The sequence below is a fragment of the Clostridium sp. NkU-1 genome (assembly GCA_001312405.1).
In genome coordinates this window covers 110,008-132,482 of the sequence record BBDR01000002.1, presented here as the reverse complement: position 1 = coordinate 132,482, position 22,475 = coordinate 110,008, and the positions used below count along the sequence as shown (strand labels likewise).

At 42.5% G+C, this 22,475-nt stretch carries 30 protein-coding genes and 4 pseudogenes; 8 read left to right on the top strand and 26 right to left on the bottom strand.

Annotation, left to right across the window (positions count from 1 at the left end; all coding sequences use genetic code 11):
• The first annotated feature begins 1 nt into the window (after position 1).
• The 4 genes and pseudogenes from JCM10519_RS03310 (at position 2) to JCM10519_RS03290 (ending at position 3,158) form a co-directional block, all read left to right on the top strand.
• Entirely contained in the window at positions 2-1,021 is a 1,020-nt protein-coding gene (locus JCM10519_RS03310) for an alcohol dehydrogenase catalytic domain-containing protein (RefSeq protein ID WP_054737946.1), read from the top strand.
• Positions 1,022-1,262: 241 nt separating this feature from the next.
• Positions 1,263-1,640 carry a GntR family transcriptional regulator gene (locus JCM10519_RS03300; RefSeq protein WP_038284718.1) on the top strand — a complete coding sequence of 126 codons (378 nt, stop codon included), beginning with the start codon at positions 1,263-1,265 and terminating at the stop codon, positions 1,638-1,640.
• A gap of 2 nt (positions 1,641-1,642) precedes the next feature.
• Positions 1,643-2,505 (top strand): annotated as a pseudogene (locus JCM10519_RS03295) (ABC transporter ATP-binding protein).
• A complete protein-coding gene (locus tag JCM10519_RS03290) occupies positions 2,502-3,158 on the top strand; it encodes an ABC-2 transporter permease (RefSeq protein WP_054737944.1) in 657 nt (218 codons plus the stop codon). The pseudogene JCM10519_RS03295 and the gene JCM10519_RS03290 overlap by 4 nt, the downstream one beginning before the upstream one ends.
• On the opposite strand, the pseudogene JCM10519_RS03285 reads toward JCM10519_RS03290, so the two are convergent.
• Positions 3,118-3,643, bottom strand: a pseudogene (locus JCM10519_RS03285) (8-oxo-dGTP diphosphatase). The gene JCM10519_RS03290 and the pseudogene JCM10519_RS03285 sit on opposite strands and share 41 nt — an antisense overlap.
• A complete protein-coding gene (locus JCM10519_RS03280) occupies positions 3,633-4,538 on the bottom strand; it encodes a LysR substrate-binding domain-containing protein (RefSeq protein ID WP_054737943.1) in 906 nt (301 codons plus the stop codon). The pseudogene JCM10519_RS03285 and the gene JCM10519_RS03280 overlap by 11 nt, the downstream one beginning before the upstream one ends.
• Positions 4,539-4,662: 124 nt before the next feature.
• Here JCM10519_RS03280 and JCM10519_RS03275 point away from each other — a divergent pair, with 124 nt between their 5' ends.
• From JCM10519_RS03275 to fdhD, 4 genes are all read left to right on the top strand, one after another.
• Positions 4,663-5,388: an AzlC family ABC transporter permease gene (locus JCM10519_RS03275; protein ID WP_347843003.1), complete on the top strand. Its 726-nt coding sequence runs from the start codon at positions 4,663-4,665 to the stop codon at positions 5,386-5,388.
• Complete coding sequence (locus JCM10519_RS03270) at positions 5,381-5,686, top strand: AzlD domain-containing protein (protein ID WP_054737941.1); 306 nt, start codon at positions 5,381-5,383, stop codon at positions 5,684-5,686. Before JCM10519_RS03275 ends, JCM10519_RS03270 begins: the two co-directional genes overlap by 8 nt.
• A 243-nt stretch (positions 5,687-5,929) precedes the next feature.
• A complete protein-coding gene (locus JCM10519_RS03265) occupies positions 5,930-6,535 on the top strand; it encodes a response regulator (RefSeq protein ID WP_054737940.1) in 606 nt (201 codons plus the stop codon).
• A 255-nt stretch (positions 6,536-6,790) separates the two neighbouring features.
• Positions 6,791-7,600 (top strand): formate dehydrogenase accessory sulfurtransferase FdhD, encoded by an 810-nt coding sequence (gene fdhD / locus JCM10519_RS03260; protein ID WP_054737939.1) that lies wholly within the window; start codon positions 6,791-6,793, stop codon positions 7,598-7,600.
• 22 nt (positions 7,601-7,622) lie between these two features.
• Here the strand turns inward: fdhD and JCM10519_RS25910 are convergent, their stop codons facing one another.
• The 24 genes and pseudogenes from JCM10519_RS25910 to rfbB form a co-directional block, all read right to left on the bottom strand.
• Positions 7,623-8,072 carry a substrate-binding domain-containing protein gene (locus JCM10519_RS25910; RefSeq protein ID WP_347843002.1) on the bottom strand — a complete coding sequence of 150 codons (450 nt, stop codon included), beginning with the start codon at positions 8,070-8,072 and terminating at the stop codon, positions 7,623-7,625.
• A 38-nt stretch (positions 8,073-8,110) separates the two neighbouring features.
• A complete protein-coding gene (locus JCM10519_RS03255) occupies positions 8,111-9,529 on the bottom strand; it encodes a molybdopterin biosynthesis protein (protein WP_347843001.1) in 1,419 nt (472 codons plus the stop codon).
• A 27-nt stretch (positions 9,530-9,556) separates the two neighbouring features.
• Positions 9,557-9,802 (bottom strand): hypothetical protein, encoded by a 246-nt coding sequence (locus tag JCM10519_RS25905; protein WP_347843205.1) that lies wholly within the window; start codon positions 9,800-9,802, stop codon positions 9,557-9,559.
• Between the two features lie 75 nt (positions 9,803-9,877).
• Positions 9,878-10,707: pseudogene (locus tag JCM10519_RS03250) on the bottom strand (molybdopterin molybdotransferase MoeA); the annotation flags it as partial.
• 65 nt (positions 10,708-10,772) lie between these two features.
• Positions 10,773-11,000, bottom strand: a complete 228-nt coding sequence (locus JCM10519_RS25900) for a hypothetical protein (protein WP_347843000.1) — start codon at positions 10,998-11,000, stop codon at positions 10,773-10,775.
• Positions 11,001-11,423: 423 nt separating this feature from the next.
• Positions 11,424-12,110 (bottom strand): ABC transporter permease, encoded by a 687-nt coding sequence (locus JCM10519_RS03240; protein WP_054737937.1) that lies wholly within the window; start codon positions 12,108-12,110, stop codon positions 11,424-11,426.
• Positions 12,047-12,598 carry a substrate-binding domain-containing protein gene (locus JCM10519_RS25895; RefSeq protein WP_347842999.1) on the bottom strand — a complete coding sequence of 184 codons (552 nt, stop codon included), beginning with the start codon at positions 12,596-12,598 and terminating at the stop codon, positions 12,047-12,049. The genes JCM10519_RS03240 and JCM10519_RS25895 overlap by 64 nt, the downstream gene beginning before the upstream one ends.
• 11 nt (positions 12,599-12,609) lie before the next feature.
• Positions 12,610-12,807, bottom strand: coding sequence for a substrate-binding domain-containing protein (locus tag JCM10519_RS25890; protein WP_347843204.1), 198 nt, complete (start codon positions 12,805-12,807; stop codon positions 12,610-12,612).
• Between the two features lie 5 nt (positions 12,808-12,812).
• Entirely contained in the window at positions 12,813-13,073 is a 261-nt protein-coding gene (locus JCM10519_RS25885; protein ID WP_347842998.1) for a hypothetical protein, read from the bottom strand.
• A 29-nt stretch (positions 13,074-13,102) separates the two neighbouring features.
• Positions 13,103-13,339, bottom strand: a complete 237-nt coding sequence (locus JCM10519_RS03230; RefSeq protein WP_054737936.1) for a hypothetical protein — start codon at positions 13,337-13,339, stop codon at positions 13,103-13,105.
• Between the two features lie 168 nt (positions 13,340-13,507).
• Positions 13,508-14,056 carry a hypothetical protein gene (locus JCM10519_RS03225; protein ID WP_054737935.1) on the bottom strand — a complete coding sequence of 183 codons (549 nt, stop codon included), beginning with the start codon at positions 14,054-14,056 and terminating at the stop codon, positions 13,508-13,510.
• A gap of 175 nt (positions 14,057-14,231) precedes the next feature.
• On the bottom strand, positions 14,232-14,405 hold the full coding sequence (locus JCM10519_RS25880; RefSeq protein ID WP_347842997.1) for a hypothetical protein: 174 nt from the start codon (positions 14,403-14,405) through the stop codon (positions 14,232-14,234).
• Positions 14,406-14,445: 40 nt separating this feature from the next.
• Complete coding sequence (locus JCM10519_RS03220; protein WP_054737934.1) at positions 14,446-14,865, bottom strand: PIG-L family deacetylase; 420 nt, start codon at positions 14,863-14,865, stop codon at positions 14,446-14,448.
• 27 nt (positions 14,866-14,892) lie between these two features.
• Positions 14,893-15,261 carry a hypothetical protein gene (locus JCM10519_RS03215; protein WP_054737933.1) on the bottom strand — a complete coding sequence of 123 codons (369 nt, stop codon included), beginning with the start codon at positions 15,259-15,261 and terminating at the stop codon, positions 14,893-14,895.
• Positions 15,251-15,592: an NAD-dependent epimerase/dehydratase family protein gene (locus tag JCM10519_RS03210; protein ID WP_054737932.1), complete on the bottom strand. Its 342-nt coding sequence runs from the start codon at positions 15,590-15,592 to the stop codon at positions 15,251-15,253. Before JCM10519_RS03210 ends, JCM10519_RS03215 begins: the two co-directional genes overlap by 11 nt.
• A gap of 14 nt (positions 15,593-15,606) precedes the next feature.
• Positions 15,607-15,771 carry an NAD-dependent epimerase/dehydratase family protein gene (locus JCM10519_RS25875; RefSeq protein WP_347842996.1) on the bottom strand — a complete coding sequence of 55 codons (165 nt, stop codon included), beginning with the start codon at positions 15,769-15,771 and terminating at the stop codon, positions 15,607-15,609.
• Positions 15,772-15,814: 43 nt separating this feature from the next.
• Positions 15,815-16,600, bottom strand: coding sequence for an efflux RND transporter periplasmic adaptor subunit (locus JCM10519_RS03205; protein WP_347842995.1), 786 nt, complete (start codon positions 16,598-16,600; stop codon positions 15,815-15,817).
• Positions 16,560-17,135: a biotin/lipoyl-binding protein gene (locus JCM10519_RS03200; protein ID WP_054737930.1), complete on the bottom strand. Its 576-nt coding sequence runs from the start codon at positions 17,133-17,135 to the stop codon at positions 16,560-16,562. The genes JCM10519_RS03205 and JCM10519_RS03200 overlap by 41 nt, the downstream gene beginning before the upstream one ends.
• 184 nt (positions 17,136-17,319) lie before the next feature.
• Positions 17,320-17,910 carry an FtsX-like permease family protein gene (locus JCM10519_RS03195; protein ID WP_347842994.1) on the bottom strand — a complete coding sequence of 197 codons (591 nt, stop codon included), beginning with the start codon at positions 17,908-17,910 and terminating at the stop codon, positions 17,320-17,322.
• Between the two features lie 22 nt (positions 17,911-17,932).
• A complete protein-coding gene (locus JCM10519_RS03190) occupies positions 17,933-19,327 on the bottom strand; it encodes an FtsX-like permease family protein (protein ID WP_054737928.1) in 1,395 nt (464 codons plus the stop codon).
• Between the two features lie 165 nt (positions 19,328-19,492).
• A pseudogene (locus JCM10519_RS03185) lies at positions 19,493-20,200 on the bottom strand (ABC transporter ATP-binding protein).
• A 13-nt stretch (positions 20,201-20,213) separates the two neighbouring features.
• Positions 20,214-20,912 (bottom strand): 4'-phosphopantetheinyl transferase superfamily protein, encoded by a 699-nt coding sequence (locus JCM10519_RS03180; RefSeq protein WP_054737927.1) that lies wholly within the window; start codon positions 20,910-20,912, stop codon positions 20,214-20,216.
• A gap of 6 nt (positions 20,913-20,918) precedes the next feature.
• The gene (locus tag JCM10519_RS03175; RefSeq protein ID WP_347843203.1) at positions 20,919-21,380 is read right to left on the bottom strand and encodes a flavodoxin domain-containing protein; all 462 of its coding nucleotides are present in this window, start codon (positions 21,378-21,380) and stop codon (positions 20,919-20,921) included.
• Between the two features lie 90 nt (positions 21,381-21,470).
• On the bottom strand, positions 21,471-22,457 hold the full coding sequence (rfbB, locus tag JCM10519_RS03170; RefSeq protein ID WP_054737925.1) for a dTDP-glucose 4,6-dehydratase: 987 nt from the start codon (positions 22,455-22,457) through the stop codon (positions 21,471-21,473).
• Positions 22,458-22,475 lie beyond the last annotated feature (18 nt).

The following is a 22,475-nucleotide window of genomic DNA, read 5'->3' as shown; positions in this document are numbered from 1 at the left end:
CATGAAAGTAAGTCTGATAAAAAAACCGGGAGTCCTGGTTCTTGAAGACCGGAAGGAGCCGGATCTTGTAAATCCTACGGATGTAAAAATGAAGGTTAAATGTGTGGGAATCTGCGGAAGCGACATGCACATCCTTCACGGAACCAATGCCTTTGCCGTGTATCCCCTGGTATGGGGCCATGAGGCTGTGGGCGAGGTCGTGGAGGTAGGAAGTGCCGTCACAAAGGTAAAGCCGGGCGACCACATCGTCGCGGAGCCGATCCGCTACTGCGGTGTTTGCTATGCCTGCAAAAAGGGGCGGCACAATGCCTGCCATCATTTAAAGGTCATGGGGGCGCACATCGACGGAGCGGCTCAGGAATATTTCGTACTGCCGGTGCAGAATGTCTTTCTGATTCCCAGAGAAATCCCTTACGATCAGGCGGTGCTCACCGAGCCATTTACCATCGGCGCACAGGCCTGCCTTCGGGGAAGGGTGGAAGAAGGGGATACTGTATTAGTCATGGGAGCAGGAACCATTGGCCTGACTGTTTTAGTCAATGCAAAGCTTTTAGGGGCAAAGGTGATCATTTCCGATATCTTTGACGAAAAGCTGGAATATGCAAGGAAGCTGGGGGCGGATGTCTGTTTAAATGCCAAGGAACAGGATGTAATAAAGGAAGTCTTAAAGCTGACCGACGGCTACGGCGCCAACGTGGTAGTGGATGCGGTCTGTACGGTTTCCAGCTTTGAGCAGGCCATTGACGTTGCCGGGGCAGCCGGAAGAATCGTGGAAATGAGTTTTAACGCAAAGCCGTCGGAAATCGCTCCGGTCAAGCTTGCGGCAAAAGAGCTGACCGTCTTAGGCTCCCGCCACCAGACCAACCGGTTTTTGCCGGTCATCGAATACTTAAAGGCTGGAAAGCTGCCGGTGAAGGAGTTCGTCACAAGGAAATATCCGTTGTCAGAGGTGGTCGCGGCATTTCATTATGCAGAGAAGAACGCGTCGCTGGTGCGGAAAATTCTTGTGGAGATGGAATGATTTGTTTGATACAAAATAAGAAAAAAAATAAGAAAACAGGCTTCTTGCACGGATTTTTGCAAGAGGCCTGTTTTGGGCTTGGAGAATGCATTGAGAGAAATATGGGGATCCCGTATATTTTGCCATATATATTTGAAAGTCAAAGACATATGGTAAAATGTTCCCTATTGACATGGCAAAATACATCGCATATAATGTACTTGTTCAACAAGTACACTATACAACACTAAGGAGACCTACTGTGGAAATTATAATCAGCAGTAACACAAATAAGCCCATTTATGAGCAGATCACTTCGCAGATAAAAGCGCTGATTATGAGCGGAGAGCTGCAGACCGGCGACCCTATCCCGTCTATGCGGGCATTGGCTAAATCCATTCATGTCAGCGTCATTACCGTACAAAAAGCTTATGAAGATTTACAACGGGACGGCTTCATTGAAACAACCGTTGGGCGGGGCAGTTTTGTATCGGCACAAAACAAAGATTTCTTTCAGGAAGAACAGCAGCGAAAAGCGGAGGAACATCTGCAGGAGGCAGCTGATATTGCCCGGACCAGCGGAATATCACTGGGCAAGCTGATTGAACTTTTGACTATGTTTTACCAAGAGGAGGAGTAAAAATGGAGCCGATTTGCAGGTTGGAAAATCTGACGAAACAATATCCTGATTTTAAATTGGATCATGTATCATTTTCCATTCCCAAGGGTGCTATTATGGGATTGATCGGTGAGAACGGTGCCGGTAAAAGCACTACAATCAGTGCTATCCTTGATCTTATCAAAAGGGAGGAAGGGATGGTTAAGTTTTGGGGGAAGGAGCTTTCTTCCGATCCCAAAAATATCAAAGAAAACATAGGAGTCGTTTTTGACGGCATCAACTTCTATGAGACTCTTACGCCGGCTAAAATCGGCAGGATCTCGGCAGCAGCTATAGGCAGTGGGATGAAACCGCCTACGATAACTATTTGAGAAGATTCCAGCTTCCTCCCCGCAAAGAGATCAAAACATTTTCCAGGGGAATGAAAATGAAGCTTGGCATTGCCGTTGCGCTTTCCCATAAACCGAAGCTTCTGATTCTGGATGAAGCGACCGGCGGGCTTGACCCGGTCATGCGTGACGATATGCTGGATTTGTTTCTGGACTTTGTACAGGATGAAGACCATTCCATCCTGATGTCATCCCATATTTCCACGGATCTGGAGAAGGTGGCAGACTACATTACTTTTATTCATAAAGGGAAAACCCTATTCTGCAAAGAAAAGGATGAATTGCGCTACCAATATGGCATTATCCGGTGCAAAACGGATCAGTTCCACGCCATTGACAAATCAGAGATCCTTGCTTACCGGAAACGCGACTATCAATGGGATGTGCTGGTGGCAGACAAGGAAAAGGCCCGCCGTAAATACAAGACTGCAGTGGTAGATAATGCCTCTATTGACGATATCCTTCTTCTCTATGTGAAGGGAGACCAGGTAAAATGAAAAGTTTAATTTTAAAAGATTTATATAACATCGGGCATAATGCCAGGTCCATGATTTTTATACTGCTGATTTTAGCGTTCTCTCTTATTCCTTCCATGGGATTGGAGGGCTATATCATTATGAGCGGCATTCTATGCAGCTCAATGATCATCACTACATTCAGCTTTGATGATCATTCCAAATGGATGAAATACGCCATGGTTATGCCGGTTACAAAAAAGGACATAGTGATCAGCAAATTTATTGTTCTTCTGATTTTCTCAGCGGTTGGCGCTGTCACCGGGCTGGTAATTGGCACTATAGGCGGCATCATTGCACATAAGGATATTTTCAGCAGCATCAATAACATGATTACTCTGCTGTTTACCGGTGTAGCGAGCCTGGCAATTGCAGAAATTGCGGGAAGCATGTCAATCCCTCTTCTGTTTAAATTCGGCGCAGAAAAAGCCCGTATTTTATTGCTTGTTTCCTGTTTGGTTCCCGGCGCCATCTTCTTTGGTATCTATAAGCTTTTCACCCTCCTCGGTGTTTCGTTTACAGATCACCTGGTCTTTATCCTTCTGTGCTGCTCTCCCTTTATAGCACTGGCATGGAATCTGTTGATGTATAAGATCAGCTATGCTCTCTTTTCGCGGAAGGAACTTTTGGATTAGCAGGCAAAAGCGCCAATGGCTTGCCATTTAACAAAGCGTCTGCCAGATGGTCCCCTGTATACACAAGCTTTAAGGAGAAGAAAGGAATATCCGTGAGTAACAGCTCAAAGAAAATACGGTCTCCTTCCCAAAGAGAGAGGCCGCCTATTTCTTCCTTTGGTATCCATTTAAGCTCTCCTTCCGGACATTCTGTCAGGGTCCCTTCATATCCGTCAGCAGTGTACAAAAACATGTATTCATCGGGATACTTGTCTGACACAAAGGTAATAATGCCCCTGAGCCGGTAGGAATGCAGGGATAATCCGGTCTCTTCCTTTACCTCCCGCAAAAGACATTCCTCCGGACTCTCCCCTTCCTCCAAATGGCCTCCTACCCCCAGCCACTTGTCCTGATTCATATCGTCTTTCTTTTTTTATCCGGTGGAGCATCAAATAGCTATCTTCCTGCTGGATATAACAAAGTGTTGTTAAATTTTTATGCCCCATTCTTTTCTCCTCCATAGTTATGATTTAGTTCCCCATATTCCTCTGTGAGATATTCCAGAAATTGCCTGCTGGCAAAGGGGATAGTTTTCTTATCCTTAAAAACAACGCCAATGGTCCTGGCTAATGGCGGTTCTATCTCTCTGACAGCAATATTATAATCCACACGGTTTAATATAAGCTCCGATAAAATTCCGGCACCCAGCCCCTTTTCGACCATAGCCATGATCGTATAATCATCGTGAATGATATACTGGATATTCGGCTCCATCCCATGGTCGCGAAAGAATTCCATGGGTTCATTTAAGCTTCCTTCCTCCAGAAGAATAAAAGGCTCTGATGCCAGTTCCTTCAGCACGACCTTCTCATTCCCTGCCAGGGGATGGGAAAGGGGAAGGACTGCCAGCATGGGATCCTTTTTTAATGGAATGGTCTTAAGCTCCTGATCCCGAACTGCCTGGGGATTAATGAGTCCAAAATCCACGCTTCCATCCTTTACCAGCTGTTCAATGGCTGTATAATCTCCCTGGTAGAGTTCAAAGCTGACCAGTGGGTACTTCTCCTTAAACGTCTTCATTAATCCCGGCAGCCAATGACAGGATACACTGGCAAAGGTACCGATCCGGATGGTTGCATTCTGGATTCCTTCCATCTCTTTTCTCTTCTCCGTAAGCTCCCTGTAAGCATGGTATATATTCTTTATGTAGGGTAAAAGCTCTGCTCCGTCAGGAGTCAGTACCACTCCCTTTTTAGAACGGACAAACAGCACTGTGCCAAGCTCTTCCTCTAAAGACTGCACCATCTGGCTGATGGCGGACTGTGTATACCCAAGCTCTTTAGAAGCCCTGGTAAATCCCCCTGTTTCCACAATCTTCATAACTGCCCGGTACCGCTTCATGTTCCCAGCTCCTTATCATTAGTTTTTCTAATGTTTTCATTATAAACATTTGTTTTACTGATGTAAAGGTTCATGGTATATTTTATAAATACGATAAGGGCGGTTACGTCCTATGAGGAGGAGCATGATGAATACCAGCAGAGAACAGCTAAAATCCGGGATAAAGGATGGAATCCCCATCTTTCTTGGTTATATTGCCGTATCCTTTACCTTTGGAATTATAGCATTAAAGTCAGGACTGTCACCATGGCAGTCCATTGTGATGTCCCTTACCAACTTAACATCAGCAGGGCAATTTGCGGGCCTGGGCCTTATCACAGCCGGCGCTCCCTTTGCAGAAATGGCCGCTGCCCAGTTAGTCATTAACCTGCGTTACAGTCTCATGTCCTGCTCCCTTTCCCAAAAGCTTGACAAAACACCCTCATTTTATCACCGCCTGCTGATCGGCTACGGAATAACAGATGAAATCTTCGGTGTTTCCGTGTGTAAGCCGGGTCCCTTAAATCCATGGTACTGCTACGGCCTGTTTCTGCTTGCCATTCCGGGCTGGACACTGGGAACCGCAGCCGGCGCTTACTTTGGACGCCTTCTGCCGGAAAGAGCTTTAAGCGCTTTAGGCGTGGCCCTGTATGGGATGTTTCTGGCAATTATCATCCCGCCTGCAAAGAAAAACCGTGTTCTGGCAGGAGTGACCGCCTTTTCCATGGCCTTTAGTCTTTTGTTCTTTCTGATTCCGGCACTGCACAGGATTTCTTCCGGATTCAGACTGATCATACTGACCGTTGTGATTGCGGGAGCTGCTGCAGCCTTGTTCCCGGTACCTGATACTATGGAGGTTTCTCATGAATAACCGAATCTATCTTTACATACTGGTCATGGCCGCCGTTACCTATTTGATCCGCGTCCTTCCCCTGACCCTTATCCGGCGGGAAATAAAGGTTCCCTTTATCCGGTCTTTTCTTTACTATGTTCCTTATGTGACCTTGTCGGTAATGACCTTTCCTGCCATCCTTACAGCCACGAAAAGTATATGGTCCGGGGCCGCGGCACTTTTGACGGCTGCCATTCTGGCTTATAAGGAAAAAAGCCTGTTTCAGGTTTCCATAGCCGCCTGCATGGTGGTTTTTGCAATGGAATTCTTCCTGTGAGCATCTTTTTGTACAATCAGCTTATAGGCCTTAACATATTTCAGCTTCTCTTTTTTTTCTTTTCTCTGCTTCTTTTGTTATGTTCCATATTGCCGGCACATAATATTCCCTGGCCCGAAATGTCTTTGTCCAGCTATTTACCATTTTTGGATATTCGTTATTTTTTTACATTTTTAACACTTTTTTTATTTCCTTATGATAAAATTAGATCAAGTTAAAGAATGGAAGGAGACAGAGACATTCATGATTGAAATTGCTATCTGTGATGACGAACCTGTGTTCATTGAGCAGATCAAAACCCTGATAGAAAGCACACTATCAAAGGCACATATCTCCTACTTAATCGATTCTTTTACATCTGGGGAGGAGTTATGCGAAAAACTAAAAGGCGGTACTATTTATGATTTGGCTTTTCTGGATATCAGTATGAACGGTATGAGCGGAATCGAAGTTGGAGACAAGCTAAGATATTATTTTCAGATCAAAAAAACCATTATTATCTATATTTCTTCTTATGATAACCGTGCAAAAGAAGTTTTCTGCTTAGACACCTTTCGCTTTTTGTCAAAGCCCATTGATCGTAAACTTTTTAAAAAGGATCTTTTAAGTGCCTATAAACGGATAAAGGAATTCCAAGATAAAAACTTTGGTTTTAAGGATATCGACAGAGGACAATGCAGTATTCCTATCGAGGATATTATTTATTTCGAGATATCCAAAGGTCACAAAATCAATATAATTACGAAAAACAGCCGGTATATTTTCTATGGGAAACTGAAGAGCGTATTTGAAAAATTAGAAGATCATGGTTTTTTATTGATTCATCATTCTTTTTTTGGTCAATTATGACCATATCCGGCAGATCTCCTATGAGAAGGTTCTTATGTCCGATCAGACGGAATTGACAATCAGCGGCCCAAAAAGAAAAGAAATCAGAGCAAGATATTCTCAACTCAGGAGAAAAAGAGAGATGCCATCATTGATTCCTGGTTAGGTACCTATCCGTCTGTGGGAAATACCTGACATTAATAATGAGGATCATACCCACAGGCAGTAAATACCGATGCTCCCTGACGACCTGATCGATCCGCAAAGGAGAAACACATGCCAGATAAAAACCACATCAGTAAGAAATATAAACTTCTATTATGCAGCAATGAAACACAGTCGGAAGAATCCGAAGAAATTCTCATTGAATATAAGTTATCGGTTTATGTGAACGACATTCGCTATGTAAACCTTATTTGCACCCATAAGAATTTATATGAATTGGTTCTTGGGAATTTATTTTCGGAAGGAATTATTCATGGGATGGATGAGATAAAATCCATAGAAATCCTGGAAGACGAAGGCAAAGCCTTTGTAAAATTAAAGACCAGTGATGTATTTAAAGATGTCATCAATGCGACAGAAGGAATACGTACGGTCACCACCGCCTGCGGGAAACAGCACTCCATCGCTTATTACCTTATGAACGACTGGGATTTAACTGCATTGGATTACTCTTTTACCATCAAGTTTTCAAAGATTTTATCTTATATGAATGAATTTCAAAAAAGCAGTGATATCTACAAATTAACCAGAGGAATCCATTCCTGTGGCTTATATGATAACCAGGGTTTACTGTATCTAATGGAAGACATTGGAAGACACAATGCGGTGGATAAGATACTGGGCTGCTCCATGGACCAACGGATTGATTTATCAAAAACCGTTCTCATCACCAGCGGCAGAGTGCCCAGTGATATGATAACCAAAATCATCAAAGCAAAAATCCCCATCCTTGTTGCCCGCTCAGTTCCCACAGATGTGGCTATTGAGATGGCGAACAAATTCAATATTACTTTAGTGGGCTCAGCAAAAGGAACCCGACTAAATCTGTATTCTAATGAACAAAGGCTTCTTTTTGACTAAGTCTGGCTCTTTATAACGTATCTTACAGATATCGGATTTCTCCTGCCAGATTATACTGGTACCCTCCGATCTGTTCCATACGCCGGTGGAGCTCTTCACTTTTCAGTACCCGAATAAAGGATATCATCTCAGGAAGATCCAGATATTTGACCGGAACTGCAAAATCATACTCTTCTTCCCCGATTGCAAGAAATTCCAACCCCAGGGCATTTGCAGCAGCAAGTATTCCCATGCCTGCATCTGCACTGTTGCTGGCTACTAACGCAGCTACTGCCATATGAGTAGCTGCTTCTCTTTCATAACCAGAAATGAGAGAAGGGTCGATCCCGCCAAGCTTTAACTTATAATCAAAGAGCACACGGGTCCCCGCTCCCCTTTGTCGGTTCACATAACGGCATCTGGTCAAATCTTCAATGCCTTTGATATTTAAAGGATTTCCTTTTTGAATGATCAGGCCCTGAATTCTTTTCACTCCTTTTATGATGGCTATAGAATCCTGAAACATGCGGGTTAAAAAAAAGGGATATTATAAACTCCTGTTTCCTCATCCAAAAGATGAACAGGCACCATATGTGCTTCTCCCCGCTTTAATGCCATAAGCCCGCCCATGCTCCCCACATGGGTGCTTGACATGTAGATTCCCGGATCATGAAGCGACATTAGATCCCCAATGAGATCAAGGATGAGATCATGGCTTCCAATCGAAACCAGAGTATGTCTGATCTCTGATAAGTTTCTGTATAATTCCACAGTTACGGATTCTCCGGCTTCCACCCCTTCGCTATTTTGCCCGATCACGCAGAAACCGTCTGCCCGCACAAGACTCATAGCCGCTCCTGCTCCCCTGGCAAGAGGGGAAGCCACCAGCCTTCCTCCTACCTCTCCTACTTTTACCCGAACATATTCCTTGTGTTTTAAGGAAGAGACCAGCCGCTTTGAGATTACGGCCTCTACCTTGTTACTTTCATATCCGTGTTCTCCGGTGAACAAAGACATCACAGGCTTTACGAAATTCTCAAAGCCAATGTAAGCCGACACCGGATAACCTGGAAGTCCGATTACCGGCTTATCTTTTACAACCGCAAGTATCACCGGTTTTCCGGGCTTTATGGCAACACCATGGACCAGAACTTCTCCCAGTTCTCTTAAGATATGAACGGTATAATCTTCTGTTCCTGCACTGGAACCGGCATTTACAATTACCATATCATATTGGTCAAGGGCAGCAGATACCGCCTGCCTGATTTTTTGATAATCATCTTTAATGGGCGGAAAGCGGTGGGCAATTCCCCCGTAAGAAACTGCCATGGCCTCAAACATCCTTGAGTTGGATTCTAAGATATCACCTTCCCCCGGCTCGTTTCCCGGTTCTATGATCTCAGTTCCTGTGGGAAATATGGCGATTTTCGGCAGTTTTACTACCTTGATCTTTGTAATTCCCCCTGAGAAAAGAACTCCAATGTCAATGGGACGGATCTTGTGCATACTGGCTAAAAGCATCTCTCCAGCTACAATGTCTTCCCCCACCGGCCTGATATGCTGCCAGGGGGCGGCGGCCTCCAGAATCTTTACCGTGCTGTCATCAATCTCCATTACATCTTCTGCCATAATAACTGCATCATAAGGATATTTGATAGGATCACCTGTGTCTACTACAAGAAAATCCTCCTGCTTTTTCAGCTCCAAAGGTTCCCGCTCCGAGGCTCCTTTTGTCTTTTCAGCAATAACTGCGATCCCATCCATGGCTGCGGCGTTAAAAAGAGGAGAAGAGCATAATGCAAATACAGCCTCTTTTGTAATACGGCCTAAGCTCATTTCTGTGGGAATCTCTTCATATTGCATATTAATCCGCTCTTTGAGGGCATTCATATAAATAGATCGCGCTTCCTCTACCGGGGTATTATTCAGATACAAATTCCTTTTTCCCATAACTTCTGCCTTTCCATGGGTATTTTATCATAAGTAGAATACTTCCACCTGTTCGTCCTTTTTTAATCCTTCCTGGTTTTGTCCGATCATCAGATAACCGTCTGCTCTTGTTAAAGTAGTAATAAGCCCGGATTTCCCATAAACGGGTTCCGCATAGTACTGGCGCTCCTTCTTTATCAGTCTCACCAGCTGGCAGGTAGCTCTGCCAGGCGCTCCGGCCAGATTAGTAGTGATCCGGGCAAAGAGAGAATGGTCCTGCGGCTGATTGGTCATATGCTTATAAAGCCATACAATGAGAAGTTCAAATACCAGCATGGCCGCAACCGGATGACCGGGCAGCCCTGCGACCAGGGTGCCGCTTGACCGGTCATACCCAAATATGGCAGGCTTTCCCGGTTTTAAGGCCAATCCGCGAACCAGGGTGTGACCATCTGTCACCTCATCAATAATCTGGCTGGTGACATCTTTCTTTCCTTTCGAGCTTCCCCCTGATAAGATTACAAGATCGCTCTCTTTCATGGCACAGCTTACCATATCTTTCAGCTTTTTTTTATCATCTTTCTGGACCATAAGGCCCTGTATCTTAAGGCCGTATTTTTCTGCCTGGGCACCAAGCACATAGGAATTAATGTCTCTTATCTCTCCTGAATCCGGTACAGCAGAGGGAGGAACCAGTTCATCTCCGGTGGAGATGATGGTTATGGTCCACGGGCGATATCCCCTGACTTCAAGGATTCCAAGACTTGCCAGGGCACCGATCTCCTGAGGACGAATTCCGGTTCCTTTTTTTAAAACCAGCTCTCCCTGATGGATATCTTCTCCTTGGGAAACAATATCTTTTCCATAAGCCACCGGACAATAGACGGCCAGATGATTGTCATCAAAGAGCTCACAATATTCCGCCATAACCATGGCATCAGCCCCTTCCGGATCATTCCCCCGGTGGGCACGCAGGCACACGTTCCTGCTTTCAGGCAGCAAAGAGAAGGAGCCCCCATGGATACCTCTTCCACCACTTCTAAAAACACAGGCAGACTCTCTGATGCTCCCGCCGTATCCTTTGATAAAACCGCATACCCGTCAACCGTGGAACGCCGAAAAGAAGGAACTGACTCTTGCGCTATGACATCCTGGGCCAGAATATAGCCCTGGGATTTTAATAAGTCTAACCGGATCATTTCAGGCTTCTTTTCCTGCATGGCATCTGCCAGCTTCGCTCTTGCTGACTCTATGGTATCTACGTTTAGTAACTCCATTGTTTTTCATTCCTTCCCCTCATAAAGTTTCCCGTCTCTTTTGGTGTTCCTGAAAAAAGATGGTGTCCTGCTTCCATAATATGAACCTCCTGGCAGAGGTTATCGATATGGGTAGGCTGGTGGCTTACGATTACCCAGGTAATAGGATCTTCTTTCTGGATCTCTGTAATGATTTTTTCAAATACCCTGACACTTTCCAGGTCCATATTTGCCATGGTCTCATCAATGAACACCAGTTTAGGCTTAAAGATAAGGCTCTTGCAAAGGAAAGTTTCTGGCGTTCCCCACTGGAAAGGCTGGGGGCAAATTGCTTTTCCTTTCCTGTGAAACCGCAGCATTCAAGCCATTTTTGAATCTCTTCTTTTACAGGTATCTGCTTTCGGATCTTTAATGGATAGATCAAATTATGGTAAACAGTATCATGAAGCATATAGGGCCTTTGGGCAGTAAACGTAATGTCTTCCCTTCCAAGAGAGCCAAGATCAATGCTCCCATGATCGGGCTTCATCAGCCGGTGATGAGTTTAATCAGGGTGGATTTTCCGCTTCCGTTATTGCCGATCAGGCCATGTACTTTTTTCTCCTGAAAAAAACAGCCTCTTAATATTTAATTGAAAACTTCCTATTTCCTTTTCCAGTTCAATAATTTTCACCATTGTATTCATACCTTCTTAACATATCGATCAACGTCTGAATTAAAAATGAGAGAATTAAAAGAATCACCCCCATGGTGATGGCCTCACTGTAATCCCCTTTGTTTCTCATTAATGAAATTGCAGTAGTCATGGTTCTTGTCTTATACTGAATGTTTCCTCCCACGATCATGACGGCACCCACCTCACTGATCGACCGTCCAAAACTGGTTACCAATATAAAATAGATGTCCTGTTTCATCTCTTTTATTAACAAAAAAAAAGTCTGGCCTTTGCTGGCATTCATACTTACGGCAAACGTCCTTATCTGAGGTGCTGTATTCTTTGCCGCAGTGTAGACCATTCCACTGATAATTGGGATGATAATGAATAACTGGGCGATGACCATTGCATGGAAGGAGAACAGAAGTAAGAGATCGCCCAAAGGGCCTCTGCGCATCAAAAGCAGATAGACCATAAGGCCCACCACAACTGGAGGAAATCCCATAAGCGTCCGGTTAATCCTTAAAATAATCGCCTTTCCAAAAAAATCCCCTCTCTCCAGCAATATACCAAGGGGTATCCCCAGCAATGCGGAAAGAGAGGTTGACACAAGCCCCAGCTTCATGGTCAGCCATATGATATCCATGATTTCTTTATTAAAAGCCAGATGGAGTTTTGTGAGAAACTGCATAAGATTATGCCCTTATTTATTTGCCCGGCGTTAGGGGTAAATAATGACTGTCCATATTCTTCTACTCCATAACTGCCAATTAGTGCCTGGGTATCATCAGAAAGAATCCAGTCTACAAAATCCTTAGCTCCCTCGGCATTGATTTTGGGATTTAACTGGGGATTAACAGCAATGACTCCATAATAATTGAGAAGCTGTGTATCTTTTTCACAGATAATATCCATGGCAGTCTTCTCTTTTGTTGTCAGCCAGGTAGCGCGGTCGGACAGGGTATATGCTCCCTTTTCATCTGCCATAAGAAGGGTGGCTCCCATTCCCTGGCCGGAATTTATGTAATTGGGATTCTGGCCGGGTGTGATACTCAAATTCTTCCAGATCGACAGCTCTTTTGTGTTAGTTCCGGAATCATCGCCTCTGGAAACAAAAGGATACTGGTTGTCAAAGATGGTCTGAAATGTTGTTTTCGCGTCCTCATTCTTTTCAATCATTCCAGTAGGACCTACCACACAAAATCGTTATACATCACATCATATCGTTTCACTCCAAAGCCGGTTTTTATATATTCCTCTTCTTTTGCTTTCGCATGAACGAGGAGCACATCTGCCTCTCCATTTTCCCCCATCTTTAATGCTTCCCCAGTGCCCACAGCTACCGTATCTGCTTCCCAGCCTGTCTTCCTGGTAAAATCCTGGAGAATTACGTCTAAAAGCCTGAGTCCTGGGTACTGGTGGTGGTCGATAATATGATTTTACCTTTTACCGGTACTGCCTGGGTATCCTTGTCTATGGCGGTAGTTTCCTGGGTTTTGGTCTGTGCCGTAGTTTGCAGCTCTTTGGCGGTGCTGCACCCCATTAATAAAAGGCTCACCATAAGGCTTAAAAGTATCATTCGTACATATTTCATTTTCTGTTCCAGCCTTTCTCTATTATTTATAGTTGCCCGCATAGGGGCTAATTTCTCCATACTTCTATGTTTCCCCATAATTTTCCCAGCTACCCCATAAGCGCTTCCTCAAAGGATTGATTTGCGATCATCTTGTTTACGGTATCAAAGGTATCAAAACGGCAGGTATCTTCTATTGATCGGGAGATTTTCGTCAGTCCTTTCCCCAGTCCTGCCTCAATAAAATTCCTGGTTCCGGACTGGGAGAGAAAGCTAATGGACTCTCCCCACTTCATAGTGCTGTACATATTCCGTACCAATTCATCAGCAGGTCCCTGGATTTCCATCGGAGGTTTTGATCAATACTGGATACAACCGGAATCGGTGAATCTAAAACCGTTATCTTTTCTACGCTTACTGACAGATCCCTCTCTGGCTTATGATACAGGGGAGTGTGAAAAGCAAATTTGGAATCAATAGCATAGATATTGAGTGCGCCTCTTTGTGCCGCCTCCTCACATACTTTTTTTAACAGAATGCTGATATCCTGAGATTCCAAAACAATAGGGATTGTTTTCACAGGCAATAAAGACCCGGTCCTCACACTGGCAATCGTTTATGATCCGGCTGAGTTCCTCCCGCTCAAAACCAATGATTGTTGCCATTCCCTCTTCTTCCTCACACACTTTATTGTTGATTTGACAGAGCAGGAAGGCTCCTGCTTCAAAGGTAATGGAATGGCTGCATGCCAGTGCAGTTATAAGTCCCATGCTGTACCCGATCAGATAATCCGGCACAATTCCCTGGGCAGCATACCATTGGTAAATCGCATAATCACATGTATAGATACTGAGCCAGTTATAGAAATTGTTTTCTGTATCCGGACATTCTCCCTTAAGATAGGCTTCCACATCCAGTTTATATATGTCTTTTAGTACAGCGGATAACTCACGGATTCTTCTTCGTTCCTTTTCAGGAAGCTTTTCTATTACTTTCCGGTAATCAATACCGATTCCTGCAAACATCATAGCCATACTTTTTTTATATTCAATCTTCCGTACCATGGCCTTCTCCCGTGCTCCTGTTATTCAAACTGCTTTTATAATAAATCCTGTTTACCCTCCTGTACCGTGTGAACCAGATAACGTTGGATAAAATTGCAGCTATAACACACATAGATAATAGTTTTATTCCTTTCCTCATGCAAACCACGCTCCTTTCTGATAACTGCAAATTCCTTTATACAATTTCCCGGTATACATAAAAAGCTTCTGCATAGGCCGTACTGATTTCTGCTCCCCGGTATCCTGCCACCAGTCTGGTGGTTTCCATGGTTCGGGTCTGAGCGCTGTTTTCTGTAGTATAAACAGAAAGAGCCGCCAGTTTTTCCTCTATCTCATTGCTGATATCCACGTAATAATTGGGATAAAACTTCTGTGTGGAAGCAAAGATTTCATATAATAATACTTTTCTTAAAAAAAGGGGTCTTTGAGGGTCTGCACCAGACCATGGCCGCCTGAGAGACGATCCGATGATCCGAATTCATATCTGCATCATAATGGCAATATAAAACTTCTGGTTTTATCTCAAAAATAATACGCTCCAGAGATGTCACAATGTCAAGCTGGGGAACCGTATCTAACATGATTAAGGGATGGTCTGCGAAGAATATCTCCTGGATACCTAACACCTTTGCTGCTTTTTTTGCATGTGACTTTCTGGTGTTAATCAGTTCTACGTTAAAACGCTTCGAGGATTGGGAACTGATGAACACTACAGAAACTTCATCTCCTGCTTTTGTGTGCTTCTTTATGGTTCCGCCGCACCCTAACACTTCATCGTCAATATGAGTTGCAATTACCAGTACTTTCATTTTCCCATTCCTCCTGTCTGTAAAGAGTTATATGTAATTGTTCTTACGTTCTTTCAGTGATAACCAGTAATCCATTAATATATCATTCATGGTCTTAGATGCCTTCCAGTGTAATTTCTGGCCTGCTTTTTCTGCATTTATAACAGAGGGAGCCTCTTTTCTTTCTTCCCTTAAGACCAGTAAAGACCTGGAATCACATAACTCAAGGATCCTGTTTACCAGCTGAAGCATGGTCATGGAATCCTCATGGGCTAAATTAAAGATCCCGCTGCCGTGGAAGCAGAGACACTGGCTGATGGCCTGGGTAAAGTCCGTAACATCAAGTAACTGCATGGTCTTTGAAGGAGATACAAGCAACTCCAGTGCATCATGGTTTCTTGCCTGCTCAAAGAACACGGGTACTGCGGCGATCTTCTTTTGCCCGGCACCGATAAGGTTGACGGGGCGAAGAATGATTAACTTTTTTTTCAGGAATCAGGCTTTGGCAGAGAAGCTCCGCTTCATATTTGGTTTTTGCGTAATTTCCCGCTGGTGCTATGGGGGATTCTTCTGTGATGACCTCACGTTCCCTGGAGTAGACGGCAGCAGTGGAAATGTAAATAAATTTAGAATATCTACAGGAATGAATGAGATTTCTTGTTCCCTTCACATTTACCTGGTGAAAAATCCGGCTGTCAATGTCCGTTCCAATCGTGGTACGGTTCAGTGCCGCCAGATGGATGACCACATCAAACTCTTTCTTTATCTCAAATTTTTTTTCGTAATATCCACCTGATAATATCCGTCCGGAAAACAGGAAGAAAATGCCTCCTTTCCAAGTCCGTAGATCTTATTCTCAGGAGACTTAAGTCTGGAAAAGAGATGCCTTCCTACAAAACCGTTGATGCCCGTAATCAACACATTCATACTTTTTCCTCCCGATACCCAATGAAAATCCCATAGATTTGGATCAATTGTACACTTTTAATCCTTCATAAATCTCTTCTGAATCAACATTTGTTATAATCTTATCTCCTTCTTGTAAACCTTCTGAGATGACTGCCTGATCTGAAGAACGATATTTTACCGTTACAGGTCTTTTCTCAGTACGCCCATTTACAATTACAAAAACATAATCCTGATGATCAAAATTAAATAGTGTATTTAGGGGAACTACTAATTGGTCACTCCCTTCATAAAGAGTAAATTGCAAATTAAACCCATAACCTGGTTTTAGTGGAATATCCTGCTCCGGGTCCACCTTTACTTTTACACGCACACGGTACTCATCTAACCCCAAAGCAGAGGTTCCCTGAGTCGCAAATCCATAAATCTCACGAATTGTTCCGGAATAATTGTAATCTTGATTTCTCAGCTTCTGGGTTAAAACTACAGGCGCACCCACTGTTAAATAGGGTTCTATACTTGTTAAAACATCAGCCTCTATTATGGGTTCCTGAAAAGAATTGATAACAGCCACAACCTGCCCGGCCTGAATCATTGAACGCTCCTCACCAGGTAATGATTTTATAACCCCATCACATTCAGCAACTATCCTGCAATCCCTGATCTGATCCTCTAATTTTGAGATGGTGGTTTTCTCAGATTGAATGAATGCCTGAAGCTGACCGCTTATACTTTCATAGAAGCGGCTGTTCAATGTATCTTTGTCAATTCCCTCTTGATTAAGGTTTTCTAAAAATTGCTGGCTTTCTTCATAGCGGTTTTTTTGCAGCATCATAAGCCGACTGGGCACTGTGATACTCTGCCTGGGCCTGCTCCCACTCCATTTTGGAAACACCGCCTTCCCGGTATAATTCCCCATTGGCATCAGCTAAGGTTTTTGCAGCTTGATATCGGGCCTGGCTGGCAGCCATGTCCTGCCTGATAGAAGCCAAATATTCCTCAGGTGATGCGGACATAATCTGATTGATTTTACTTTGCTCCAGCTGCGCCTGATATCCCAAAAGAGTGCTTTGATGCAGCTCCTTTTCATAGCTTAAATCACGGTCACTGATTACGAGAAGCAAATCACCCTTTTTGACTTCCGTATTTTCACTCACTTCTACTGACTCAATAGCACCTGTGATTTTTGAAATCACCTGATACTCAACGCCTGCTTTTAAAACGCCCTCTTCTGTGTAATAGTCATGCAGCTCTCCTTTAACCACTGTAACTGCGTTTACCTTTACGCCCCTTGTTCCTGCTATAAGCTGCAATAAAACCAAAAGAATAATGCCCCCTCCTAATAGGCCAAAGAAACATTTTTTCCTGATTTTTATTATTTTCATCAATCTTACTCCTTGTCTTTCAAGATATCCACCGGCAATATCTTATTCACTTTACGCATTACAGCAATACTTGAGCCAACCAGGATAATCAAACAAATTAGAAACGATTCAATATACGCCATTGGGAAAACCGTCATTTTAATTCTTATGGAATCTGCTGCCATTGTGTTTTCAATTACCCGCTTTACCCCTTCAAGAATGGGAAAACCAAGAATAATACCGAAAAAGAAGTAAATGCATTGTTCAAAAAAAAGATCATATTGCGAAATTCTTTGGCAGTAATTCCAAGAACCATAAGTGTCCCATACTCCACCCGCCGTTCCCTGACATTAATCATCAAAATGTTATTAATGAGTATCATACCGCAAATCGCTGTTGCAACAGCAAACATTGTCATCATCTCCACAGTTGCTTTTATTTGTTCACGATACGATCTTCTGATCCGGTCATTGTCGACCATGTTGGTAACCCGGCTGGTCTTTAAGACCTGCTCTTTTACATGATCCAGCTTACCGCTTTGAACCTTCAGCAATATCATATCCGATATCATATTTGTATTGAAATACTTGCTGATCCCTTTAGCACTTAAGTAACATCCGCCTCCAAAACTATCATAAATCACTCTGTTTATTGGGATTTGAATCGCCACAGGCGCCAGCAAAGCATTATAGACTTCAATAAAATCCCCTTCTTTTACCCGCAATTTGTCAGCTAATGTTTTGCTAAGAATGATTCCATCATCTGTTGGTCTATAAAAAACTTTTCCCCAATCCATAATTTTATATAGCTCTGAATCGCTATCCATCCCCATAAGTATGGCATATTGTATTAAGTTGTCCTTTTTTTAATTGAACTCCTATAGATGTGACGGACTCACTCTTTACTACTCCTTCTAACTGAGCTCCGGCAGCCTCTGCCTTTGCATATGGTACATAATTGTCTAAAAAAATCTGCAAATCATAGATCTGGACTTTCGTAAATTGATTCATGAACGCCTGATCCAATACCCCCTCAAAAGAAAGTAATGCAGACGATACACCAAAAGGAAATGCGATTGCCAGTACAATTACAAAGGTCCGAAACGGACTTCTTACCATCGAACGCAGTCCGATCTTATGCATTACATATAAACGCCGGTTAATCCACTGTGGAAACTTGATGATTCTTGCAGCAGCAGGCTCAGACAGCCTCATGGCTTCTGCGGGAGTTATTTTTGCAATGCTTCGTATACCTGTGCAGACAGCAAATATGCTTGTTAATACCGAAACAAGAGTACCGATTATTCTTGTTTTCCAATAAAAATGGAATACCGCATTGGGAAGATTATAATAGACGCTATATCTGGAAAACATAACATTACCAAATGGAATTGCTAAAACTCCGGCCAATACTGCTCCTAAAAGGCCAATCCCCACTCCCTGCTTTATGTATCCCAGCATTAATTCTCCGGTATGGAAACCAAATGCTTTCATCGTACCTATCATTCTTCTGTCCTGATCAATGATCTTTTTCAGTACCACATATAACATAAAGACTGATATGCTCATAAACAAAATCATGAAAAATGATCCTAATACTACCTGTGTATTAACTTCCCCTTCCACGAAATCATAACTGGTCTGATCCGTTCTGTCATATAACGACTTTACCCCGTACTGTTTTAAATGTTCCATAAGCTCATAACGTACATCCTCAAACGTATAGCCCGGTTCCAACGTAAATCCCAGTTCGTTTACATAACCTGGCATCCCCATTAATTCCTCCAGATAATCTTTATCTACACATGCGATATCATAAAGCTCTGGATCCGGCACACGCCCCCCGGAAGGCGGAGTTACATAAATATATTCAGCAGAATGACAGAAACCCGCCAATTTAAAATTTACCACCCGCCCTTTAATCAACAACTGCAAGGGCTCTCCAACCGAATAATTATATGCTTTGAGCATTTTATTACCCAGATAAATATCATCTCGGGTCAACTTTTTTTCAGGTGTAATATGGATAAAATTCAATCGGTCACTTTTTGAATAAGCCATTAAGCGGACACTTACGATTTCGGTCTGATTACCTATTAAGACCCTTGCCTCCTGAGTCAACCGTCCATAAGCAGTATCAATCCCCGGGATCGTTTCAAGATCATCAAGCTTTGTTTGGGGAAACGCTTTAACGTCTGCAAATACTTCGGCCATGTTTGACTGCTGATAGTATAAATTCAGTTGATCCTTTAGATTATAAATTGCATCCATCATGCCTATGTATATAAGAACACCGAATGCAATGATACAAGATGCCCCTATATAAGCTCCCCAATTTTTTTCTGGCAGCCCGCAGAATGTTTCGCCAATACATCTGCATTACCAATTAACCTCCTCTGGCAGAGCCGGATTTTCATTGCGCTTTATATCTGCTAAACAACCATCCTTAAAATAAAATACCCGATCTGCGATCTGAGCAATTTCAAGATTATGAGTAATGATAATTACTGTTTTACGGTACTGTTTTTTTTGAAATTTACTAATAAAGAAAGAATCTGAGCCCCGGTTAAAATATCCAGAGCTCCGGTAGGTTCATCACAAAGGAGCAAATCAGGATTTTTACATAATGCTCTTGCAATTGCGACACGCTGCTGCTGTCCTCCAGACAACTTGCTGGGGTAATGGTCTTCACGATCTCCCAATCCCACCTGTTCCAACAGCTCCCTTGCATTTAAGGCGTTACTGCTCATTTCGGTGGAGATTTCGATATTCTCAAGTGCCGTAAGATTTGGCATTAAATTATAAAACTGAAATACAAACCCTACATGGGTTCTCCGATAGTTCGTTAACTTCCTCGAATCTGCCAGATGCAGTGCTGTATCCTGGTAATAGATCTCGCCTGCACTTACAGTATCAATCCCGCCCAAAATATTTAAAAGTGTACTTTTCCTGATCCGCTGGGCCCCAGAATCACCACCAGCTCTTCCTTCTCTATATAAAAAGATATGTTTTTTTTAAAGCCTGAATGGTTACTTCTCCTAATACAAAATCCTTTGATATATCTTTTGCAGTAATCAATGGTCTCATCAAAAGTCCTTTCTCATTCAATGCTTTCCTCACAATATGCAATTCCTATATATTTATCAGCGTGACGGATAAATTCTATCTGCAGGTTTTGCCGGTATACTATAAGTGGAAGGCTGATTATTTTATCAGTTTCTATCACTGGAAGGTCTAAACTATTTAATTCAACCGTTAATCCAATTCCTAACGCTTTTAAAACCGCTTCCTTCACAACCCATGTACGGCAAAAGATCTCAAATTGATCCGGTTTAGGCAGCATACAATACCGTTTTAATTCGCCATCACTATATAACCCTTTTAATGTGTGAAAATTTCTTTTATTAAGTGAACTGCAGGTTTCAATATCAATTCCAACCGCCCTGTCAAAGTCAAAAATGACAATGATATCATCACCGCTGTGAGAAATATTAAAATTACTGTTAACGACAGGATTTATGATACCTGGTTTTCCATATTCATTTTTTTGAAAGCTGATTTTATCTGGCGGGAAATCCAGGTAATAGCCTAAAATTATTCTCACTAATGCGAGACGCAGTAAAACCCGTCTGCGGGATTGCTCTGTTCTAATACTTTTTAACCGGTCTTTATCATGAGGGGAAATAAATTTCTCCCAGAATGAATTCTCAGCTGAGCAAAGTTTTAAATCCGCCAATATAATATGATCCTTTACCGGGAAGACCCAGCCTAGAAAAATCAGCTCATCAAGCACCTTCACGACAACTCAAAAACGTTCTGCCAAATCCCGGATATTCTGATGCTCCAGAGTATTGGCATTATGAGGATCAAAACCATTCTTCTTTCCTAATTCAATCAACAGCTTTCTGATAATAAAATTTTGAGCTGCTAAATCTAACTTACCACCTAAATAGACACAATTATAATTTTCTTTATCCAAATACTTTGAAACTGCATTGTCAATAATAGTCTGGTATTCCTTTTGGGAAATAAGGCCATGTAAAAAGAATGTAACCGGTTTTTTTATTAATTCGTTCTTATGTTTTGAAATATACTTTGCCACTGGCTGGGGTATCCCTCCGGCATAGATTCCGGTACCAATATAAATATGTGAATACCCGGATAAATCAAGGTTACCAGCATCAGTAATCTTATAAGTATCAAGCGGATTCTTTGAATTTTTCTTTATTAATTCCACAGTCTCTTCAGTCGTGTTATTTTTGGATATATATAATATTAGATTTTTTTACCATAAATTCTCCCTGCTTAATTCCTCTTTATAAGCTTATCACCTCATGCTGTTAATTCCAAAATCCTTTCATATATCTCTCATCCATATTTTTTTCTTAATTTTTTTCCAATATTGCGGATTGTTTACATACCACTCAACTGTATGCTTTAATCCCGATGTGATATCAAACTGCGGTGTCCAGCCTAACGCTTTTATTTTATCTGTATTTAAACTATATCTGAAATCATGACCGGGACGGTCATTGACATAACGGATTACCGATTCATCCTTCCCCATCAATGCCAGTATCTTTCTGGTGAGATCTAAATTGGTAATTTCCTGATTGCCGCCAACATTATAAACTTCACCATTTACTCCCTCTTTTATAACGCAATAAATTGCGCTGCAGTGGTCTTTCACATAGAGCCAGTCACGGATCTGACTGCCGTCACCATATATCGGAATCGGATCTCCCTCCACCAGATTTGTTACAAACAATGGAATCACTTTTTCAGGATATGCAAACGGTCCGTAATTATTTGATGCTCTCGTAATGCAGACCGGCAAATCATATGTGGCAAAGTAGCTGTATGCCAGACGGTCCCCTCCTGCTTTTGAAGCAGAATATGGATTTCTGGGTTTTAATTCTGAAGTTTCATAAAAGCTGCCTTCATAAATATGCCCATAAACTTCATCGGTTGATATCTGAATGAATTTCTGCAAGGTATCTTTATCTTTTAACGCCTGTTCCAATAAAACATATACCCCAATTACATCTGTCATTAAAAAGCTCTGTTTATGATCAATTGACCGGTCCACCGCCACTTCAGCAGCAAAGTTAACCACTACATGAATCCCGGCCATCAGCTCTTCCACCAGACCAGCATCACAGATATCTCCTTTTACAAATTTAAAATCTTCCCGATTAACCACCTCAGCCAAATTATCCATATTTCCTGAATAGGTAAGCTTATCCAAGACCGTTATGTGAATATCTGTTTCATTTTCATATAAATACTTTACGAAGTTAGAACCTATAAATCCGGCACCTCCGGTAACCAAATATTTTGTCATATTTATTCTCCCTTGTAT

What these genes read in the sequence shown, in the direction of transcription:
- JCM10519_RS03310 (WP_054737946.1), top strand. Translation starts at nt 2, where the DNA reads ATGAAAGTAAGTCTGATAAAAAAACCGGGAGTCCTGGTTCTTGAAGAC.
- JCM10519_RS03290 (WP_054737944.1), top strand. Translation starts at nt 2,502, where the DNA reads ATGAAAAGTTTAATTTTAAAAGATTTATATAACATCGGGCATAATGCC.
- JCM10519_RS03280 (WP_054737943.1), bottom strand. Translation starts at nt 4,538, where the DNA reads ATGAAGCGGTACCGGGCAGTTATGAAGATTGTGGAAACAGGGGGATTT.
- JCM10519_RS03275 (WP_347843003.1), top strand. Translation starts at nt 4,663, where the DNA reads ATGATGAATACCAGCAGAGAACAGCTAAAATCCGGGATAAAGGATGGA.
- JCM10519_RS03270 (WP_054737941.1), top strand. Translation starts at nt 5,381, where the DNA reads ATGAATAACCGAATCTATCTTTACATACTGGTCATGGCCGCCGTTACC.
- JCM10519_RS03265 (WP_054737940.1), top strand. Translation starts at nt 5,930, where the DNA reads ATGATTGAAATTGCTATCTGTGATGACGAACCTGTGTTCATTGAGCAG.
- fdhD (WP_054737939.1), top strand. Translation starts at nt 6,791, where the DNA reads ATGCCAGATAAAAACCACATCAGTAAGAAATATAAACTTCTATTATGC.
- JCM10519_RS03255 (WP_347843001.1), bottom strand. Translation starts at nt 9,529, where the DNA reads ATGGGAAAAAGGAATTTGTATCTGAATAATACCCCGGTAGAGGAAGCG.
- JCM10519_RS25905 (WP_347843205.1), bottom strand. Translation starts at nt 9,802, where the DNA reads ATGACCAATCAGCCGCAGGACCATTCTCTCTTTGCCCGGATCACTACT.
- JCM10519_RS25900 (WP_347843000.1), bottom strand. Translation starts at nt 11,000, where the DNA reads ATGGCAAATATGGACCTGGAAAGTGTCAGGGTATTTGAAAAAATCATT.
- JCM10519_RS03240 (WP_054737937.1), bottom strand. Translation starts at nt 12,110, where the DNA reads ATGCAGTTTCTCACAAAACTCCATCTGGCTTTTAATAAAGAAATCATG.
- JCM10519_RS25895 (WP_347842999.1), bottom strand. Translation starts at nt 12,598, where the DNA reads ATGATTGAAAAGAATGAGGACGCGAAAACAACATTTCAGACCATCTTT.
- JCM10519_RS25885 (WP_347842998.1), bottom strand. Translation starts at nt 13,073, where the DNA reads ATGGAGAAATTAGCCCCTATGCGGGCAACTATAAATAATAGAGAAAGG.
- JCM10519_RS03230 (WP_054737936.1), bottom strand. Translation starts at nt 13,339, where the DNA reads ATGGAAATCCAGGGACCTGCTGATGAATTGGTACGGAATATGTACAGC.
- JCM10519_RS03225 (WP_054737935.1), bottom strand. Translation starts at nt 14,056, where the DNA reads ATGGTACGGAAGATTGAATATAAAAAAAGTATGGCTATGATGTTTGCA.
- JCM10519_RS03220 (WP_054737934.1), bottom strand. Translation starts at nt 14,865, where the DNA reads ATGAAAGTACTGGTAATTGCAACTCATATTGACGATGAAGTGTTAGGG.
- JCM10519_RS25875 (WP_347842996.1), bottom strand. Translation starts at nt 15,771, where the DNA reads ATGAATGTGTTGATTACGGGCATCAACGGTTTTGTAGGAAGGCATCTC.
- JCM10519_RS03200 (WP_054737930.1), bottom strand. Translation starts at nt 17,135, where the DNA reads ATGAAAATAATAAAAATCAGGAAAAAATGTTTCTTTGGCCTATTAGGA.
- JCM10519_RS03195 (WP_347842994.1), bottom strand. Translation starts at nt 17,910, where the DNA reads ATGGATTGGGGAAAAGTTTTTTATAGACCAACAGATGATGGAATCATT.
- JCM10519_RS03190 (WP_054737928.1), bottom strand. Translation starts at nt 19,327, where the DNA reads ATGGCCGAAGTATTTGCAGACGTTAAAGCGTTTCCCCAAACAAAGCTT.
- rfbB (WP_054737925.1), bottom strand. Translation starts at nt 22,457, where the DNA reads ATGACAAAATATTTGGTTACCGGAGGTGCCGGATTTATAGGTTCTAAC.